The following is a 17788-nucleotide window of genomic DNA, read 5'->3' as shown; positions in this document are numbered from 1 at the left end:
CGGCAGCAGCCGAACCCGAGGGAGACATCGTGGGCAGGAAGACGCGGCGGGTCACGGGTGCGCTGACGGCCGCTGTGCTGATGCTGGGCGGATCGAGCGCGTGCAGCGACGGCAACGGCTCGAAGAAGGGTCCGAGCCCGAGCAGCGGCAGTGCCAACGGCAACGCGGCGTCCGGCTCGACCGCCCCGAGCAGCGCCCCCGCGAACGACCTCCAGGCGAAGTACCAGCAGGTGGTGCGCAACGTGCTGCCCTCGGTCGTGCAGATCACCACGCCGAACGGTCTGGGCTCCGGCGTCGTCTACGACGACAAGGGCAACATCGTCACGAACGCGCACGTGGTCGGCCAGGCCACCACGTTCGAGGTCACCCTCCCGAACGCGAGCAAGCCGGTCCCCGCCAAACTCGTCGCCACCTTCGACCCGGACGACCTCGCGGTGATCCGCCTGGACAACCCGCCCCCCGACCTCAAGCCGGCCCGGTTCGCCGATTCGAGCAAGCTTCAGGTCGGCCAGATCACCATGGCCATGGGCAACCCGCTGGGTCTGGACTCCAGCGTCACCGAGGGCATCGTCTCGGCCATCGGTCGCACCGTCAGCGAACCGGAGAACTCCGGCTCATCGGGTGCGACCATCTCCAGCGCGATCCAGACCTCGGCCGCGATCAACCCGGGCAACAGCGGCGGTGCGCTGGTCGACCTGGACAGCCAGGTGATCGGCATCCCGACCCTGGCCGCGACCGACCCGGAGACCCAGGGCGGCGCGGCCGCGGGCATCGGCTTCGCCATCCCGGCCAACACCGTCAAGTCGATCGCCGACCAGATCATCAAGAACGGCAAGGTGGACAACTCCGGCAAGGCCGCGCTGGGCGTCACGGTGCGCACCGTGGCCGGTTCGAGCGGCCGGACCGCAGGCGTCGGCGTGGTCTCCGTGCAGGACGGCGGCGCCGCCAAGGCCGCGGGCATCCAACGGGGCGACGTGATCACCTCCATCGACGACCAGCCGATCACCGACGTCGCGGCCCTGTCCGAGGTGCTGGGCGGCAAGCAGCCCGGCGACAGGGTCAAGGTGAGCCTGGTCCGCGCCGGCGACGGCGGCAAGGCCACCGTGGACGTGACCCTGGGCGAGCTCAAGAGCTGACCGCACCGCTTCGAATCACCTCCCGAAACACGTCCCGAATTCCTCCGTCGATGCGACGGAAGGGATGATCTGCGCGATAACGTCCCGCTCATGACGAACCCCCAGCCCCCACGCGGGCCCGGGTCGCCGTACGGGGACCAACCATCCGTCGACGGTGATCCACACCTGTCCTGGCACCAACCACCCGTGGCCGCACCGTCCCTGATCCCGGGTCAGGGGCAACCGCCCGCTCTGCGGCCGGGGTACCCGCAGCCCGGCGTTTCGTCGTACCCGACGCCGATGTCGGCCGGCTCCGACGAACTCCCGCTCGCGTCACGGACCATGCGGCTGGTCGCCCGCACCGTGGACTACCTGCTCACCACCGCGCTCGTCCTGCCGCTGTGGTTCCTGGCCTATCACTACATCCAGACCAAAGCCGCGGATCTGCCCACCACGGTGGTCCGCACCGCGTTCCTCGACGTCGTGTTCGGCCGGGCCGGCGAGGCCCAACGGGCGCCGCTGGAGGCGGTGGACGGCCTGTGGGGCACCACCAAGACGCTGCTGCTCCTGCTGATCCTCGCGCACCTGCTGGTGCCCGCCCTCTACGACTGGTTCATGCACGCCCGGTTCGGCCGCACGCTGGGCAAGATCATGATCGGCGCGAAGGTGGTCCCGGTGGGCACGTCGGCGCAGGCGGTCCGCGGCCGGGTGCCGGTCGGCGCGTGGCGGGCGGGCCGGCGCACCCTGGTGGCCGTGGTGGTGCCGTGGGCCGCGCTGTTGCTCACCTGGTACGAGGTCGCGCTGCGCCAGTGGGGTACGGCGGGCCTGTTCGCGTTGCTGACCCTGATCGGCTTCCTGGACCCGCTGGCCGTGCTCGGCCCGCGTCGACGCACGTGGCACGACCGGACCGCGGGCACCGTCGTGGTGAACGTCAAGCTGCTCGCCCGGGGTTGGTCGGCCACCCGCAACGCGTCCGCGGCGGTGGTCCAGGGGGCGCGCGGCGCGTCCGGCGTGGTGGCCCAGGGCGCCCGCGGGGCGCGCGACCGGTGGCAGTCGAGCCGAACCACCGGGGCCCGGCCCCAGGACCCGAACCGGCCCGGGGAGGGGTGACGCCCCGCCCCGGCCCGGCTCCGTGTCACTCCTGGATCGAGATGGCTCGGGTCGGACAGACCCGGGCCGCCTCCTCCACCTGCGACCGCAACTCCTCGCCCGGGTTCTCGTTCAGGATGTAGAGGAAGTTGTCATCCCGAACCTCGAACACCTCGGGTGCCTCGGCCATGCAGAGTGCGTTGCTCTTGCACTTGTCGAAGTCGACGACGATCTTCACGTTCGGCCCTTCGGTCGTGGAAGCGGTGCGATGCGGCGATACCTCGAAGCGGTGCGGAACGACGGCGGTTCGCGCCGGTGCGACCCGCTGGTCGTACCGGCCGGCCCGCGAATCGACGTCCCACGCCGAGGCGTTGCCGGCCCCGGCGCAACCGCTGGCCTATCACGCACCCCCTCGGGTAAGGCGAGCCTTTTCGCCCGAACGGGGAACCAGCCGGTGCCCTGGGGAGGTCACAAGACCGGATGAGAGGATTCCATCCCGGTACGGCCGCAGCCGCGGGCCGGCGAACCAACACGGGAGGCACGTCCATGACGGCCGATGGCGGCGCCGAGATACGTTCGCTGCGTCCGGGCGATCCGCAGCACATCGGACCCTTCCGGATCACCGGCAGACTCGGCGCGGGCGGAATGGGCGCGGTGTACGCGGGCCTCGACGGCTACGAACGCCGGGTCGCGGTCAAGGTGGTGCACGCGCAATACGCCGACGACCCCGAATTCCGGGCCCGCTTCACGCGCGAGGTCAACCTGCTGCGCGCGATCAAGGGCACGTGTACGACACCGGTGCTCGACGCCGATGTCGACGCCGAGACACCCTGGTTCGCGACCGAGTACGTTCCGGGGCCCACCCTGGACGTGCGGGTCAACCAGGGCGGCCCGATGCACGGCGACGAGCTGCTGGGCCTCGCGGCCGGGCTCGCCGAGGCGCTCGTCGCGCTGCACGACGCGGACGTGATCCACCGCGACCTCAAACCGCAGAACATCATCTGCTCGCCCGCCGGACCGCGCGTGCTCGACCTGGGCATCGCCCGGTCCATGGAGGACAGCGGGCTGACCCGCACCGGCATGATGATCGGCTCCCCGGCGTGGATGAGCCCGGAACGTTTCAAGGGCCACGACAGCACGCCCGCCGCAGACGTGTACGCGTGGGCCATGCTGATCACCTACGCCGCCACCGGGGTGATCCCGTTCGGTACCGGCGCACCCGAGGTGGTCGCGCTGCGCGTGCTCCAGGAGGAGGCGGACCTGTCCGGCGTGCCGGACGTACTGCGGCTGATCGTCAAGCGGGCCTCCGACAAGGAACCGCACTACCGGCCGCACGCCCGCGAGTTGCTGGCTTCGGTCACCCACGTGTGGCGCGGCGCGCTCGGCAACGCGGCGGCGCCCTCACTCGACCCGGTCGCCGATGCCACGTCGCTGATCGGGCAGTTGTGGACCACGCCGGCGTCCGGCGGCGGCCCCTGGCAGGTGCAGCAGAACCAACAACAGGCGCCGCAGCCCCCGCAGCCGCGGGTGTACGAGCCGCCGCGCGGTCCCGCGCGCTCGGGCGGCACCGCCGCGTTCGGCGCACCGGCCGTACCGCCGCCGCCGGGCCCGGGCCGACCCTCGCACGACCCCTACGGCGCGTCCCCGACCCAACCGCCGCTGTACCGCGACACGCCGACCTCGGGCGCGCACGGCGTCCCGCCGCAGTCCTCCGGGCAGTACGGGGCGCCCTCGGGCCAGTACGGCGCGCCCTCGGGCCAGTACGGCGCACCGTCCGGTCAATACGGGGCGCCCTCGGGCCAGTACGGCGCGCCCTCCGGTCAGTACGGCACCGCCGGACAGGGTCACCCGACGAATCAGCACCAGGCGCCCACCGCCCACGGTGCCCACACCCCGCCGCCCACCGGTCGGGCGGCGGCTCGGCAAAGCGGGCCCGGTGGCGGCGCCGGCCGCAAGCGGCTGCTCGTCGTGGTCGGCGGCGTGGTGGCGGTCCTGGCGATCGGGGCCGGCGCCGTGCTCGCGCTGCGCGGCGGCGGCGACGAGGACAAGAAGAAGCCGGAGACGAAGAAGAGTCCGACCGCCGAGACGCCCAGGCTCTCCGGCAAGGCCGGCCCCTTCACCCAGGACCTCAAGGGGATGAAGTTCGCCGTGCCGGCCACGTGGGAGCTCAAGCAGGTCAGCGACACCGAGGTGTGCGTGCTCCCGAGCGCGACGCCGGCCGCGCAGCGCACCACGTGCGAGCGCGCGGGTCTGCGGATCTGGGTCGGCAAGAACAGCGAGCGCAAGGTCGACTTCAAGGATCAGGCGGGCTGGACCCTCGGTGCGACACCGACCTGTGTGCCCCGGACCGACGACGCGGTGGCGACCAGCAAGAGCGACGGGAAGAAGTACCCCGCACCGGGCAAGGGCAGCCTGACGTTCGAGTACGCGTCCTACAGCGTGACCTGCAAGAGCGGCGACTCGTTCCAGCCCCAGCTGTGGTGGTTGCCGCAGTCGATGATCTCGTTCTCCACGGCGGGGCTGTCCCGCGAGTACGACGCGGACCTGAACAAGATCCTGGCGTCGGTGAACGTGGCGGGTTACAAGAAGCCTGCCGCGTAACCCGCCACGCCGAGCCGGAAGGAGAGGCCGGCCGGCGCCTAGAAGTCGGCCGCCGCGGCGACCGGCAGGAACGGGTTCTCCGGTCCGGCCGGGAACGAACTCCAGCTCTGCTCCTCGTACAGGTTCATCAACTCGTGCTCGGACTCCTCGGTGTCCGGCCACTCGGCGTTGACGACCACGTGTACCGAGGGCTGGGGATACTGCTCCCACCACTGGACTATGTGGCCCTCGCCGTCCACGGGGACCGGGTGGTGCTCGACCCGGTGGACCATCATGTACGGACCGCCGGTCCACGGCCCTATGTGCGCGCCGCCCAGCGGGATCGCCGAGATCGAGTCGCCGCCGCGCGGCAGCGCCGGTCCGGCGAAGTCGCCCGAGAGCAACGAGCCCACGTACCCCGTCGGGGGACGGTCCGGTGGGACGTCCTGGTAGAAGTCCACCCGGACCCTGTACCGGATCACTCGCGTCCCCTCCGCTTCCACTTCGTGTCGTGCCCGCATCGAGCCCGGCCGGCTTGTTGCGATCGGTAATACGTATACCAGCCGGCGATGGTTCCGTTCCCACGATCGTGTGGGGGCTGGACTTCCCGACGGGGCGCGGGCAGGATCACGCGCACCGGAGGCGGCAGGCAGCGCCCGGATCTCTCCGTGCGCCCACGCTCGCCGGGACGACGCGGGGAGGCACGATGGGCGGCACCCGGGACGAGGCGGCACTCGCACGGAGCGGACCGATCGGCGACGATGTGGGCGCCTGGGTGCGCCGATTCACCGAGTGGACGATGGTGGACGGCGATCTGATCTGTCGGTACGTCTGGTTCAACCTGCCGGACCCCACCGGTGGCGCCGTGCGCTACACGGTGCCCGGCACCGAGATCGTGCGCCGGCTCGGCGAGGGTGATCGCGTCGAGACGGTGGGCGAGTTCCGCAACGGCGACGAAGCGGACGCGATGATCGCGCGTTGGCGGGCGGCGGGCGGCCCGGTCGCCGGGTACGACGGCGCGGAACTGCGCGGCATCGTCGGCTGGGCGCCGGAACCACTGCCGGTGCCGATCCCACGGGAGGAGATCGAGCGGGCCTTCGGCGACTTCGCGGCGCGCGTGGCCTCGGCCTCGGCCGGCGGCGAGTGGGCGCCGGTCGCCGCGGTGTTCACCGACAAGGTGCGCGTGCGCGACCACGCGGTCGGCTTCGTCGAGGGCAGGCACGCGTTGAGCGCGTACATCCGGGACGGCGTTCGGCGTTCGCCGTTCAGGCGCTACCGGGTCCGGCTGCGGATCATCGACGGCAACCGGGTCTCGACGGTGCTGCGCGCCGAGGGACCATCCGGTGGCCTGGACGTCAACGTGGTGCTGCACTACGCGGGCGGGCGTCGCTGGTCGTATGTGGAGATCGTGTACAACCCGCAGGAGATCGTTCGCCCCGGGGCCTGACAGGGTGTCGGTTCATGAACGACGTACAGCGGCTGCCGGCCCATGAACAGATCCGTCAACTCGCCGCGCGCTACGCGCTGGCCCTGGACAGCCGGGACCTGGACACGCTGTGCGGGCTGTTCGTGCCCGACGTGCGGGTGAGTCGCGAGGAGCGCGGACGCGCCGCGCTGCGGGCCGCGTTCGCGGCCCAACTGGCTCCGCTGGGGGTGACCATCCTCAATGTCGGCACGCACGTGATCGACCTGTTGGACGCGGAGCACGCGACCGGACACGTGTATTGCAAGGCCGAGATCCAGGAGGGACCGCGCTGGTTGCACCAGGCGATCCTGTACCGCGACGTGTACGAACGACGGGACGGCGTGTGGTACTTCGCGCGTCGTCGGCACGACCTGTGGTACGGCGCGAACGTCGGCGCGAACCCCGCGGGGCTGCCGCCGGCGAACTGGCCGGAGCGCTCCTTCGGCTCGGGCACGGTGCCCGAGATCTGGGAGACGTGGCGCGAGTTCCATCGATCCCCGGACGAGACGGGCGGATCGGGTTCCGTCGAGGCATGACGGGGCAGGCGAGGAGCAACCGGTTACTCGGCGGCAGACTGCCTGTTCCGCGGCAGGCTGCTCGGGCGGAGGCAGGAGGGTCGGCCATGGCGCGCGACAGGCTTCCGGACGGCGCGAGGAACGCGGCGGCGCGTACCGGCGTGCTCCTGGCGCTGACCATTGTCGCGGCGATGGTCGCGCTGCTCGGCGTGTGGGCGCACACCTGGTTCTGGGTGTGGGCGATGCTCTTCGTCGGCCTGGGCATGCTCGGCATGGCGTGGAGCGCGCTGGAGATCCTGATCGCGCTCCAGGTGGCCGAGGAGCAGCAGGACCGGGACCGGGGTGTCTATCAGGTCCGGCCGGTCGAAATGCGTCCTCGGCGGCGCACCGGCCGCTGATCGGGCCCCGGCCCCGGGCGGGCGCAGTCGGGGCGCGGCACCGGGGTCGGCGCCGCGCCCCGTGGGGTGCCCGTGGTCAGGGGACGATGCGTTCGACCGCGGCCGGCCCCAGTTCGGCCAGCCTGCGGCGGGCGTCCTCGATGTTCTTCTCGGTCAGGTCCTTGCCCTCCGCGAGCACCAGGTCCTCGGGGTCGACGGGGGTTTCGGCGCCACTTCGCAGGTCCATCCGCGGCCGGTCGCCCTCGGGGATCTCGTTCACGGGAATCCGCTCGTCACTCATCTCGCCGTCCTTCGTTCGGGAGTGGGGTCGGTGCCCCCGCACCGCACCCGACTACCCGCTGCGCCGGGAGCGGGAACGCGCCGGCCACGGCCAACATCGACTCGCGCCCGGCAGCGCACCCGACCACCCGCGCCGGGAGGGGGAATCCCGCGGCAAACTTTTTATACGAGCGTCCTAGACATGTGTCTTATACGCTCGTACAGTTCCTGTCATGACCTCCCCCACAGCCAAGGCCGGCCGCAAGGAATGGATCGCCCTGACGGTCCTGCTCCTCCCGCTCCTGCTCGTGTCGATGGACATGGGCGTGCTCTACTTCGCGCTTCCCTTCATCAGCGAGGACCTGGAGCCCACGGCTCCGCAGCAGCTGTGGATGATGGACGTCTACGGCTTCCTGCTCGCGGGCCTGCTGATCACGATGGGCGCGCTCGGCGACCGGATCGGGCGGCGCAGGCTGTTGCTCATCGGTGCGGCGGCCTTCGGGGCCACCTCGGTGGCCGCGTCCTTCGCGAACAGCGCCGAGATGCTGATCGCCACTCGCGCGCTGCTCGGCGTGGCCGGTGCCACGCTGATGCCCTCGACGCTGGCGCTGATCCGGAACATGTTCCACGACCCCGCCCAGCGGCGGACCGCGATCGGGGTGTGGACCGCCGCACTGACCGCGGGCGCCACCCTCGGCCCGGTGGCGGGCGGCCTGCTGCTCGACCACTTCTGGTGGGGCTCGGCGTTCCTGCTCAACGTGCCCGCGATGGTGCTGCTGCTCGCGGTCGGTCCGTTCCTGCTCCCGGAGTTCAAGGACCCCGCCGCCGGTCGGCTGGACCTGATCAGCGCCGGACTCTCGCTGGTGGCGGTGCTCACCGTGATCTACGGGATCAAGGAGATCGCGGCCGAGGGCGTCGCGCCGCTCCACGTGATCAGCATCGCGGTCGGCCTGGTCGTGGGCTTCCTCTTCGTCCGCCGCCAGCGCACCATCGCCAACCCGTTGATCGACCTCGAACTGTTCCGCAATCGGGCCTACAGCGCCTCGATCGCGGTCAACGTGATCGCGAGCATCGCGTTGCTGGGCTCCGCGCTGTTCAACACGCAGTACATGCAACTCGTGCTCGGCATGCGGCCGTTGGAAGCCGCCCTGTGGTCGCTGACGGTGATGCCGGTGATCATGGTCGCGCTCACCGTGTCCGGCATCCTGGCCAAGCGGGTGCGACCCGGATTCCTGATCGGTGCGGGACTGCTGCTCTCGGTGGCCGGTTTCCTGGTGATGAGCTCGGCCCGGCCGGGCTCGCCGCTGGTTCTGGTGCTGGCGGGCGCGGGTCTGGTGGCCGCCGGGGTGCTGATCGCGACCACGCTGACCGCCGAGATGGTCCTGACCGCCGCCCCGCCCGAGCGGGCCGGTGCGGCGGGGGCCACCTCGGAGACCGGCAGCGAACTGGGTGGGGCGCTGGGCATCGCGATCCTGGGCAGCATCGCGGACGCGGTGTACGGGCGGGACATGCGGGACGCGACCCTGGACGGAGTGCCCACCGACGCGGCGAACGCGGCGAACGACACGCTGGCGGCGGCGAGTGCGACCGCCGAGCGACTCTCGGGCCGGGCCGGCGACCAACTCCTGGACACCGCGCGGCACGCCTTCACGCACGGCATGCAGTACGCCACCCTGGGCGGCGCGGTCCTGCTGACGCTGGCCGCGGTCGTCGCCACCGTGGTACTGCGCGGGGTGCCCATCGCCGCCGACGCGGAGACGCGGGCGGAGACGGAAGGGGAGGCGGCGGCGGAGCCGGAGACGGACGCGCGGGTACGGGCGCAGGCCGCCGGGCTCGCCGTCCCGGTCGAGGTCGAGCCGGTCCCGACGCGCTGACCAGGCGTCCATCCACACCGCCCGTGGTGGAGGCGGGCGACACCCGAAGGCGACCCCGTCAGGGGTCGCCTTCGTGGTGAATGCGGGAAATGGCATCGGGCGGAAAGCGAATGGGTGTGCGGGCAAACGGATAAACGCGTCCGATCAGGTCGAATCAGCATTGATTCTCACCATTTCGGGCGGCGCGTTACGCCGAAAGCTCTTTGCCCACAAGTTTTCCACAGGATGTGGATCTTCCTTGTGGAAGATCAGCGCGCTGCCCGGCTCCGGCTGTGGATAAACGCCTCCAGCTCGAGGTTTTCGGCGTCCGAAAAGGCTCGGCGGGGAACGGTCACCGCCTGGGTGGGGCCGAACTCGAAGATCCACTGGGTGTCCACGCGGCGCACCTTGCGGAAGGTGTCCCACGGGGTCGCGCTGCGGCTGCCGCCGAGCGTGGTCACGAACTCCTCGTCGGTCAGCGTGACCTCACACGGAACTCCGTGCATGTGCTTGTTCTGCCGAGCCGCCTGGATCGGCGCCCAGAATCGCAGCGCGAGCATCGCCACACCGAAACCGACGAACGCGAGCGGCCACAACACGGTCGTACCGGACAGCAGCGCCTTCGTCACCAGGACGACGCCCAACACCGAGAGCACCGCCCCGGCCCCGAACAGGCCCCGGAAGAGGCCGCGCCGAAAGGCGAGCACGCCTTCCGCGATATCGGCCTCGGTGGGGACGTAGGTGGTCGAGATATGCACCCGGCCATGGTCGCATGCGGGCCGGCCGGGGCCGGCTACGGCTAGGACTCCCGGGGTTCGGTGGGCGTCGCCTCGGGCGGTGGTGGTTGCGGGGTGTCGCCGGGGCGGGCGTACCACGTGGGCGGGCCCAGCGGGCCGGCCTGCGCGGGCACCGCGCCGGCGGCCGACGCCGGCGGCGGACCCCACGGTGCGCCGGGCCGCGCTGACGGGTCGCTCCACGGACCGTTTGCCGCGTGCCGAGGCGGCTCCCACGCCGTGGGTGCGCCGTACGGCAGCGCGGGCCCCCAGGCGGGATGCGCGTCCGGATGCCGACCCGGCGGCGTCCACCCGGGCGGCGGCGGGCCGAACGGGCCCGGGCCCGGCGGCGGTCCCCAGCCGGCCGGTGCTCCGTACGGCGCGGTCCCGTACGGCGCCGTGCCCGGCGGGCCGAACGGCATCATCCCCGGCGCCCATCCGGGCGGCGGTTTGATGTAGCGCCACCTCGGCGACGGCATCGTGTGGTCGATGACCCGGGCCAGGATCGGCTTCGCGGCCCACACCCGGTCCAGCAACTCGCGCTCCTGCTCCGGGTACTCCGGCGCCGGACCCCTGCGCGAGCGGCTCGCCCGCCGGCGCAGTTCGGCGAGCAGCGTGGCGTCCGCCTGATACGCGCGCAGTCGCGCCGCCCCGGTCGGGCCGAGCATGGCCTTCGCGGTTCGCAACGCGCGGGAGCGGTCGGCCATCGAGGACAGCAGCAGCGGCTCGTGCGGTCGGAACCAGCCCGCCGCGACATAGCCCGGCAACTCGTCCTCGACCGCGCGCAACTGGTCGCGCCGCACGATCACCACGTACCAGACGAGCCCGCCCAGGATCGGCATCATGACCAGGAAGTACACCCCCAGGAAGGCCAGACCCTGGGTGGCCGAGCCGTTCCAGGCCGCGTGCAGGCCGACCGCACACACATAGCCGCCGAGCGGGAGCAGGATCCGCGCAGGTCGGGAGCGGACCGCCAACGAGAGGCCGAAGCCGAGACCGATCATCGAGGTGAACAGCGGATGGGCGAACGGCGACATGATGCCGCGGGCGATGAAGGTGCCCCACGTGGTGCCCAGACCGTTGCCACTGTCCTCGCTCGCGGCGAACTCGCGCCCGAAGTACAGGATGTTCTCGGTGAACGCGAAACCCGCCGCGCTGACCGCCGCCGGAATCAGTCCGTCCAGGACGCCGCGGAAGCTCTGTCGGATGGTCAGGAACAGGAGCAGGACCGCGAGCCCCTTGACGCACTCCTCGACCACCGGCGCCACGATGGTCAGGCCGAGCAGCTCGGCGTCCTCTTCCCCCTTGAGATCCATCAGCTTGTCGAAGGACCAACTGTTCGCGAGCAGCGCCACCAGCGCGCCCGCACACGAACCCCACGCGAACGCGAAGAGCAGGCTCTTCCACGGCAACGGCCGGACCCGGCCCAGCCACACGATCGCGCTCACCACCAGCGGGGCGGGCACCAGCGCCAACAACGCCCCGACGAGCAGTCCCTGTATCCCGATGGTGTCGCCGAGCATGACCGCGACGGCGACCGCACAGCCCAGCAGTGCGGTGACGAGCACGGTTATTCGCGTGGTCTGGTTCGCCGCGAGCGTGCGCACCCGCGACTTCTCGACCGGCCCGGGCTGGTACAGGGCGAACTCGTACGCGGCCCGGTCCGGGGGGACGGGACCGGCCGGCGCGTCGGGTCCTTGCGATGCGTCCATATGGGGTGACGATAACGCCGCGCGGTGGCGCGGTGCCCCTCTCTCGGGTCGGCTGTGACGTGGTCGGTACCGGCTGTCCGACGGGGTCGCGGCGGGCTGCCCCGGTGGGGGGAGACCGGGTTCGGGCCGCCGCCCGGCTCAGCGGCGCCGGAAGAGCAGATCCGCGACCTCGTGGCCCTTGTCCAGTCCCTGCCGTTCGAAGCGGGTGACCGGTCGCCAGCTCGGCCGGGGCGCGTAGCCCTCGACCGTGTTGATCAGTTCGGGCTCGTCGGAGAGCACTTCGAGCATCCATTGCGCGTAGTGCGCCCAGTCGGTCGCGCAGTGCAGAATTCCGCCCGGCACCAGTCGCGACGCGGCCAGCGCGGCGAACGCGGGCTGGATCAGCCGGCGCTTGTGGTGGCGGGTCTTGGGCCACGGGTCGGAGAAGAAGACCCGGATGCCGGCGAGGCAGGCCGGCGGCAACATGTCCCGAAGCAACTCGATCGCGTCGCCGTTGGCCACCCGTATGTTCGTCAGGCCCCGGCGCTCGGCGTCGTGCAGCAGGCTGCCCTGACCCGGGGTGTGCACGTCGATGGCGAGCACGTTGGTGCCCGGGTCGGCCTCGGCCATCGCCGCGGTCGCCTCGCCCATGCCGAAGCCGATCTCCAGCACCACCGGGCGGTCGTCGCCGAACAGCTCGCCGAGGTCGAGCCGACGGTCCGCGACGTCGAACCCCCACCGCTCCCACAGCCGATCCAGCGCGTCGCGCTGGGCGAGCGTGACCCGGCCCCGCCGCGGGGTGAAGCTGCGCACGGTCGCGAGATGACGGATCGGGCGATCGGTGGTCGAGACGCCGGAGGCGGTCGAGGCGCCGGGAAGAGGGGACATAAGACAAGGATTTTACGGCGAATCCCGGGGCCGGCCGATCGTCGGGGGAACAGTCGGCATCGCCGGCGGCGGGCCCGACGGCCCGGGCAGCGTCGATCCGGCGGGCACGGGCGGCGCTCCCGGCGGGCCCGTCGGCGTTGCCGGGCGCAGCCGGAACACCGTCCAGAACAGCACCGAAGCCATCAGGAAGGCGCCGAACAGCCACACCGCGCGCAGCCACATCTCGCGTGTGGCACCGGTGGTCACCCCGGTCGGGTCGAGCAGCGTGAGCAGGAACAGGAACACCGCGACCGCGTACACCGCCGCCCAGCCCCACCTGCTCCACCGCCACAGCAGGTGCCCGTCCAGGAAGCGGAGCGGCAACAGGCCGAAGACCAGACCGATCACCGCGGCGACATAGGTCTGGGTGAGCACGTTCTCGACCAGTACCCAGCCGAAGGCCGGCGTGTCGTCGCCGGCCGTCACGTGTTCGACCGGGATCCGCCACACCCAGGCGCTCACGCCCAACCCGGCCAGCGCCCACGCGCCCAGCGCGGTGGCCCGCCCGTCCTCGCGGGCGGACAACCGGCGCAGGCCGGCGTGGGTGAAGGCGAGGAACAGGCCGTAGACGTAGCCCGGCACCAGGTGCGCGAGCCGGGATCCGATGCCCAGGAGCAGGGCGACCACCAGGGCCCCGGGGACCAGATGCGGGAAGGCGCGGATCCGCGAGACGTGTCGGCGATACGCCTCGGACACACCCGCGTAGGCGAGCACGGTGAGCGGGATGGCGATCAGCAGGGACAGCGCGAGCGCGGACGTGCTCGTGTCCAGGGCCACGTTCGGCTCGACCGCGACGGTACCCAGTGTGGACAGCACGACGAAGGCGAGCACCTGCAGCCGCGGCGCCCGGGGCAGCGAGCGGGGTCGGGCCGCGCCCGGTCGCAGCCGGCGACGGATGCGCAGGCGGTTCTCCTCCACGGTTTTGTTGAACAGTTCGGCCGCGAAGCCCACCAGCGGGAGCGAGAGCACGGCACCGACGCCGGCTCCGGCGAGTGGTGCGGGGTGGTCGAGCAGGTCGCCGGGGGAGGGCAGGTCGAGCGCGGAGTCGGCGCGGTCGCCGGGCCGGCTCGCCAGGGCCGAAGTCGGATGCCGGGTGGGCAACACGGTGAACGCGAGCCGCACCTCGCCGTCCAGGCGGTCGTCGGCGCACGCCGCGATCAGGTCGGCCGGCCCCTCGGGCAGGCCGTCGGGCACGGTCAGCTCGGCGTCGACGCGACCGTCCGGGCCGACCGGCACCCGGGCCAACTCCCGGTCGCCGCGGCGGATCGCCAGCTCGGCCGGCGTGGCGCCGGTCGCGCCGGCGCAACCGATGAAGCCGGACCCGGTCGCGCGGATCCGGTCGCCGCCGCCGGCCCGCGCGGTGGACAGGCCGAACCCGACGGGCGCAAGCGTGAGGTCGGCGTCGAGGACGACGCCGGCGTCCACCACGCCGAACCCACCGGAATCGGCCAGGCAGGACACGGTGATCCGGTGTGTGCCGCGGGTGGGTGTCTGCGGGACGCGCAGGCGCAGCGGCTGGTACTCGACCAGCGCCTGCGGCCCGTTCGGCTCGGCCGGGGCGTAGAACGTGGTGACGAAGCGGCCGTCCCAGAAGAGCCCGCCGTTGTGCGTCGCGGTGGCCGGCCCGCAGCGCAGGTCCGTCCAGACGGTGACGATGCCGTCGGGTGTGGTCCGGGCCGGTTCGAGCACCAGTCGCCGGCTCGCCAGGTTCGCCGGCGGCGGACCCGGGGCCGGGAAGCCGTTGGGGTTGCCGGGTTCGGTCGACGGATAGTCGAACGTGGTCTGGGCCATCGGCTCCGGGAACACCTCTCTGCCCCGGTTCGTGCACACCGTGCGGAAGCCCTGAACGCCGACGAAGACGGGCGGGTCCAGGGTGAAGCGCACGGTGAAGCCGTGGTCGCGCGCGGGGTCGATCGGTACGTCCGCCGCGATCATCCGGTCGGTGCCCATCACGTTCGTGCGCAGTCGCGCGTCGTATGCGATCACGTCGACCCGACCGGTGGGACACCCGGTGTGCCCGGTTGCCCGGAGCGTGACCACGTCGCCGGGACGCAGCGGCCCGCTCGGCGAGATCACCAGCCGGGCGCCCGGGGTGTCGGCGCGGGCGGGCGCGATCCCGCCGAGCAGCGCGCACAGTACGACTACGGCGCCCACGAGCAGGACCCGCGGTACGACGGATTTCATGGCCACTGCAGTCCCCCGATCGACCGGCCGGCGACCATGATCGCGTGCCGGGTCAGCGGCCGGCGAGGGTACCCAGCCGGTCCGCGACCCGAGCGGCGATCTCGTCGCCGATCGGCAGCGCCGCGGTCGCGGCGGGCGAGGGCGCGTTCAGTACGTGGATCGTGCGCGGGCCGCCGGTGATCAGGAAGTCGTCGACCAGTTCGCCGTCCGGTCGGACCGCCTGCGCGCGCACTCCCGCCGGCGCCCGGACCAGGTCGTTCGCGGTGACCTCGGGCAGCAGCCGCTGCACCTCGCGCACCATCGCGGGCTTGGCCACCGAGCGCAGCAACTCGCCCGCGCCGTAGCGCCAGTGCCGGCGCGCGATGTGCCACATCCCCGGGTAGGCCAGAGTCGCGGCCAGCTCGCGCGGTGCGATCCGCGACCACGAGTAGCCCTCGCGACGCAGCGCCAGGACCGCGTTCGGCCCCACGTGCACGTCGCCGTGGATGCCCCGGGTCAGATGTACGCCCAGGAACGGGAAGGCCGGATCGGGCACCGGGTAGACCAGCCCGCGCACCAGTCCGCGTCGCGAGGGCACCAGCTCGTGGTACTCGCCGCGGAACGGCACGATCCGCACCGGCGGCGGATCGCCCGCCAGCGCGGCGATCCGGTCGCTGTACAGCCCCGCGCAGTTGACCAGGACCCGCCCGCGCAACTCGCCGAGCCGGGTCTGCACGACCACCTCGTCCGGGTGCACGGCGAGGTCGACCACACCCGCACCGGTGCGCAGCGCGACGCCGCGCTCGTGCAGCAGGTCGACCAGGGTGCGGCACACCTGGGCGTAGTCGACGATGCCGGTGGAGGCCACGTGCAGACCGCCGACGGACAACACGTGCGGCTCGCGTTCGCGGACCTGCTCGGTGGTCAGCTCGGTGACCGGCACGCCGTTCGCCCGCCCGCGCTCGAACAACGTGCGCAGCCGCGGGAGTTCATGCACGCTGGTGGCGACCACGAGCTTCCCGGTGACATCGTGCGCGATGTCGTGCCGGGCGCAGAAGTCCGTCATCCGGCGGGCGCCCTCGACGGCGAAGCGGGCCTTGAGGCTGCCCGGTCGGTAGTACAGGCCGGAGTGGATCACCCCCGAGTTGCGGCCGGTCTGGTGGACCGCCCACGAGGTCTCCTTCTCGACCACGGCCACGGTGCATCCGGGGTCGCGTTCGGTGAGCGCGTACGCGGTGGCCAGACCGACGATCCCGCCACCGATCACCACCACGTCGTAGGTCAACGTCATGAGCACACCTCCGGCCTCGAACCCACCCTAGGGCGTGCGACCCGGGCCCGGACGGGTTGCGCGTGCGCCGTCACCGGCCGCGACGCCACCGTGCCGGGGACCACCACGCGGTGGACGCGGCCGGGGGCGGGGTCGGGTCCACGGACGGTGCGGGTTCGGGCGAAGCGGGCGCGGGTTCGGGCGTCGGTGTCGGCGGTGCGGGAGCCGGCTCCGGACTCGGCGGCGGTGGCGGGGCGGGAGCGGGCCAGGGGGCGCCGCCGTGGATCGGGTCGTCGGGGCTGAAGGCGACCGGCAGTGTGGCGAGGGCGCGGATCCATGGGGACGGGCGCCACGTGAGCGCCTCCGGGGGGACGGCCAGGTGCAGGTCGGGCAGCCGGTCGAGCAGCGTGTCCACGGCGGTCTTGGCGATCAGTCGTGCGTGGTCCTGGGCGGGGCACATGTGCGGGCCGCCGCCCCAGGCCAAGTGGGCTCGGTTGCCCGCCAGTTCGGTATCGGCCGTACGGACCGAGGGATCGGCGTTGGCGGCTGCGATGCCCAGCAGCAGGAAGTCGCCGCGGCGAATCAGGGTGCCGCCGAGCAGGGCGTCCTCGGTGGCCCAGCGGCCGGCCGCGTTCTGCATCGGTGGGTCCTGCCACAGCACCTCGTCGAGCGCCTCGTCGGTGGTGCGACGGCCGCCGGTGAGGGACGCGTGCAGGGTGTGGTCGGTCAGCAGGATGCGCAGCGAGTTGCCGATCCAGTTGGCGGTGGGCTCGGTCGGGGTGATCACGAGCAGGTCCTCGATCACCTCGGCGTCGGTCAGCTCGGCGGGGTGCGCGATCATCCAGGATGTGACGTCCGCGCCCGGCGTGCTCCGCTTGGCCGCGACCAGGTCGGTCATCATCCGGTGGAAGACCGCCTGATGCGCGAGAGCGTCCGGGCCACCGTCGAACATCCCGTTGATCGCCCGGACCAGGTGCGGTCCGTCCGGGGCGGGCATGCCGACCATCCGACCCATCGCCAACAGCGGCAACCGCTGCGCGTACTCGGTGAGCAGGTCCGCCTCGCCCCGGGTGACGAACGTGTCGATCAGCGAGTCCGCCATGTGCTCGATCTCGCCGCGCAGAGCCCGCCGATCGACCCGACCCAGGCTGTGCGCGACGGCCGCGCTGCGCCGTCGGTGCTCGGGGCCGTCGGCGCACAGGATCGACGGGCGATACTCGACCATCGGTGACAACGGCCAGTCGGCCGGGACCAGACCCTCGATCCGGTCGCGCCACAACCGCGAGTCGTGCGAGAACCGGTCCGGATCGCGCAGCACGGCCAGCAGTTCGGCGTACCCCAGGACCAGCCACGCCCGCACGCCGCCGTCCAGCACGACTGGTGCCACCGCACCGTGACGTTCGCGCAGCTCGCGGTACACCCCGGCCGGGTCGCTCTCGAAGCGCGGGCCGGACAGGACCGCGAACGGACAGCCGGATCTCTCGGTCATCTCAGGACACATCCCGCTCTGCCGCTGCCACGGCTGTCGCCGGCGCACATCGGCCCACCCCGGTGGGCGGCCCGCCCCCTCTACGGCCCGGAACCATATCGTGCCCGCGGCCGTCTGCCACCGGTTCGAATCGGACACGAACGGCCTTTTCCCGTAGGGAAATCGATCCACGGCCCGAGTGCCTCGGCCAAGGGTGCGCGCT

Annotated in this window: 16 protein-coding genes; 7 read left to right on the top strand and 9 right to left on the bottom strand. The window is 72.2% G+C overall.

The features are described from left to right. The first annotated feature begins 80 nt into the window (after window positions 1-80). Together A3IC_RS0122595 and A3IC_RS0122590 are read left to right on the top strand one after the other, a co-directional pair. Window positions 81-1136 (top strand): S1C family serine protease, encoded by a 1056-nt coding sequence (locus tag A3IC_RS0122595; RefSeq protein ID WP_052173722.1) that lies wholly within the window; start codon window positions 81-83, stop codon window positions 1134-1136. Between the two features lie 90 nt (window positions 1137-1226). Further along, window positions 1227-2225, top strand: coding sequence for an RDD family protein (locus A3IC_RS0122590; RefSeq protein WP_079026609.1), 999 nt, complete (start codon window positions 1227-1229; stop codon window positions 2223-2225). 25 nt (window positions 2226-2250) lie between these two features. Here the strand turns inward: A3IC_RS0122590 and A3IC_RS0122585 are convergent, their stop codons facing one another. Then, a complete protein-coding gene (locus A3IC_RS0122585; protein WP_020552331.1) occupies window positions 2251-2442 on the bottom strand; it encodes a ferredoxin in 192 nt (63 codons plus the stop codon). A gap of 308 nt (window positions 2443-2750) precedes the next feature. On the opposite strand from A3IC_RS0122585, the gene A3IC_RS62530 reads away from it, so the two are divergent. Then, window positions 2751-4805, top strand: a complete 2055-nt coding sequence (locus tag A3IC_RS62530) for a serine/threonine protein kinase (RefSeq protein WP_052173709.1) — start codon at window positions 2751-2753, stop codon at window positions 4803-4805. Window positions 4806-4843: 38 nt separating this feature from the next. Here the strand turns inward: A3IC_RS62530 and A3IC_RS0122575 are convergent, their stop codons facing one another. Further along, window positions 4844-5266: a hypothetical protein gene (locus tag A3IC_RS0122575; protein ID WP_026218597.1), complete on the bottom strand. Its 423-nt coding sequence runs from the start codon at window positions 5264-5266 to the stop codon at window positions 4844-4846. A gap of 224 nt (window positions 5267-5490) precedes the next feature. On the opposite strand from A3IC_RS0122575, the gene A3IC_RS0122570 reads away from it, so the two are divergent. The 3 genes from A3IC_RS0122570 (at window position 5491) to A3IC_RS0122560 (ending at window position 7162) form a co-directional block, all read left to right on the top strand. Next, window positions 5491-6231 carry a nuclear transport factor 2 family protein gene (locus tag A3IC_RS0122570; RefSeq protein ID WP_020552329.1) on the top strand — a complete coding sequence of 247 codons (741 nt, stop codon included), beginning with the start codon at window positions 5491-5493 and terminating at the stop codon, window positions 6229-6231. A gap of 14 nt (window positions 6232-6245) precedes the next feature. Then, window positions 6246-6785: a nuclear transport factor 2 family protein gene (locus tag A3IC_RS0122565; RefSeq protein ID WP_020552328.1), complete on the top strand. Its 540-nt coding sequence runs from the start codon at window positions 6246-6248 to the stop codon at window positions 6783-6785. Between the two features lie 86 nt (window positions 6786-6871). After that, entirely contained in the window at window positions 6872-7162 is a 291-nt protein-coding gene (locus A3IC_RS0122560) for a hypothetical protein (RefSeq protein WP_020552327.1), read from the top strand. Window positions 7163-7238: 76 nt separating this feature from the next. Here the strand turns inward: A3IC_RS0122560 and A3IC_RS0122555 are convergent, their stop codons facing one another. Continuing rightward, window positions 7239-7442 (bottom strand): hypothetical protein, encoded by a 204-nt coding sequence (locus A3IC_RS0122555; RefSeq protein WP_020552326.1) that lies wholly within the window; start codon window positions 7440-7442, stop codon window positions 7239-7241. A 211-nt stretch (window positions 7443-7653) separates the two neighbouring features. Here A3IC_RS0122555 and A3IC_RS0122550 point away from each other — a divergent pair, with 211 nt between their 5' ends. Next, window positions 7654-9294 carry an MFS transporter gene (locus A3IC_RS0122550; protein WP_020552325.1) on the top strand — a complete coding sequence of 547 codons (1641 nt, stop codon included), beginning with the start codon at window positions 7654-7656 and terminating at the stop codon, window positions 9292-9294. A gap of 248 nt (window positions 9295-9542) precedes the next feature. Here A3IC_RS0122550 and A3IC_RS0122545 read toward each other — a convergent pair whose 3' ends face one another. From A3IC_RS0122545 to A3IC_RS55930, 6 genes are all read right to left on the bottom strand, one after another. Continuing rightward, window positions 9543-10031 (bottom strand): YcxB family protein, encoded by a 489-nt coding sequence (locus A3IC_RS0122545; RefSeq protein ID WP_020552324.1) that lies wholly within the window; start codon window positions 10029-10031, stop codon window positions 9543-9545. Between the two features lie 41 nt (window positions 10032-10072). Further along, window positions 10073-11758 (bottom strand): PrsW family intramembrane metalloprotease, encoded by a 1686-nt coding sequence (locus A3IC_RS55935; protein ID WP_020552323.1) that lies wholly within the window; start codon window positions 11756-11758, stop codon window positions 10073-10075. Window positions 11759-11896: 138 nt separating this feature from the next. Beyond that, window positions 11897-12625, bottom strand: coding sequence for a tRNA (guanosine(46)-N7)-methyltransferase TrmB (trmB, locus tag A3IC_RS0122535; RefSeq protein ID WP_020552322.1), 729 nt, complete (start codon window positions 12623-12625; stop codon window positions 11897-11899). Window positions 12626-12637: 12 nt separating this feature from the next. After that, window positions 12638-14848 (bottom strand): FGLLP motif-containing membrane protein, encoded by a 2211-nt coding sequence (locus A3IC_RS0122530; RefSeq protein ID WP_020552321.1) that lies wholly within the window; start codon window positions 14846-14848, stop codon window positions 12638-12640. 52 nt (window positions 14849-14900) lie between these two features. Beyond that, complete coding sequence (gene lhgO / locus A3IC_RS0122525; protein ID WP_020552320.1) at window positions 14901-16118, bottom strand: L-2-hydroxyglutarate oxidase; 1218 nt, start codon at window positions 16116-16118, stop codon at window positions 14901-14903. 70 nt (window positions 16119-16188) lie between these two features. Then, window positions 16189-17586 (bottom strand): cytochrome P450, encoded by a 1398-nt coding sequence (locus A3IC_RS55930; protein WP_020552319.1) that lies wholly within the window; start codon window positions 17584-17586, stop codon window positions 16189-16191. Window positions 17587-17788: the final 202 nt, after the last annotated feature.

This window comes from Embleya scabrispora DSM 41855, assembly GCF_000372745.1.
GTDB classification, from domain to species: Bacteria; Actinomycetota; Actinomycetes; order Streptomycetales; family Streptomycetaceae; genus Embleya; species Embleya scabrispora.
Note: the sequence above shows the minus strand (reverse complement) of the source record. Positions and strands in the feature narration are given on the sequence as shown.

Bases quoted from the DNA above. Each gene is read 5' to 3' on its own strand.
- trmB (WP_020552322.1), bottom strand. From the start codon at position 12,625: ATGTCCCCTCTTCCCGGCGCCTCGACCGCCTCCGGCGTCTCGACCACC.
- A3IC_RS0122570 (WP_020552329.1), top strand. From the start codon at position 5,491: ATGGGCGGCACCCGGGACGAGGCGGCACTCGCACGGAGCGGACCGATC.
- A3IC_RS0122565 (WP_020552328.1), top strand. From the start codon at position 6,246: ATGAACGACGTACAGCGGCTGCCGGCCCATGAACAGATCCGTCAACTC.
- A3IC_RS55935 (WP_020552323.1), bottom strand. From the start codon at position 11,758: ATGGACGCATCGCAAGGACCCGACGCGCCGGCCGGTCCCGTCCCCCCG.
- A3IC_RS55930 (WP_020552319.1), bottom strand. From the start codon at position 17,586: ATGACCGAGAGATCCGGCTGTCCGTTCGCGGTCCTGTCCGGCCCGCGC.
- lhgO (WP_020552320.1), bottom strand. From the start codon at position 16,118: ATGACGTTGACCTACGACGTGGTGGTGATCGGTGGCGGGATCGTCGGT.
- A3IC_RS0122560 (WP_020552327.1), top strand. From the start codon at position 6,872: ATGGCGCGCGACAGGCTTCCGGACGGCGCGAGGAACGCGGCGGCGCGT.
- A3IC_RS0122555 (WP_020552326.1), bottom strand. From the start codon at position 7,442: ATGAGTGACGAGCGGATTCCCGTGAACGAGATCCCCGAGGGCGACCGG.
- A3IC_RS0122590 (WP_079026609.1), top strand. From the start codon at position 1,227: ATGACGAACCCCCAGCCCCCACGCGGGCCCGGGTCGCCGTACGGGGAC.
- A3IC_RS0122530 (WP_020552321.1), bottom strand. From the start codon at position 14,848: ATGAAATCCGTCGTACCGCGGGTCCTGCTCGTGGGCGCCGTAGTCGTA.
- A3IC_RS0122595 (WP_052173722.1), top strand. From the start codon at position 81: ATGCTGGGCGGATCGAGCGCGTGCAGCGACGGCAACGGCTCGAAGAAG.
- A3IC_RS0122550 (WP_020552325.1), top strand. From the start codon at position 7,654: ATGACCTCCCCCACAGCCAAGGCCGGCCGCAAGGAATGGATCGCCCTG.
- A3IC_RS62530 (WP_052173709.1), top strand. From the start codon at position 2,751: ATGACGGCCGATGGCGGCGCCGAGATACGTTCGCTGCGTCCGGGCGAT.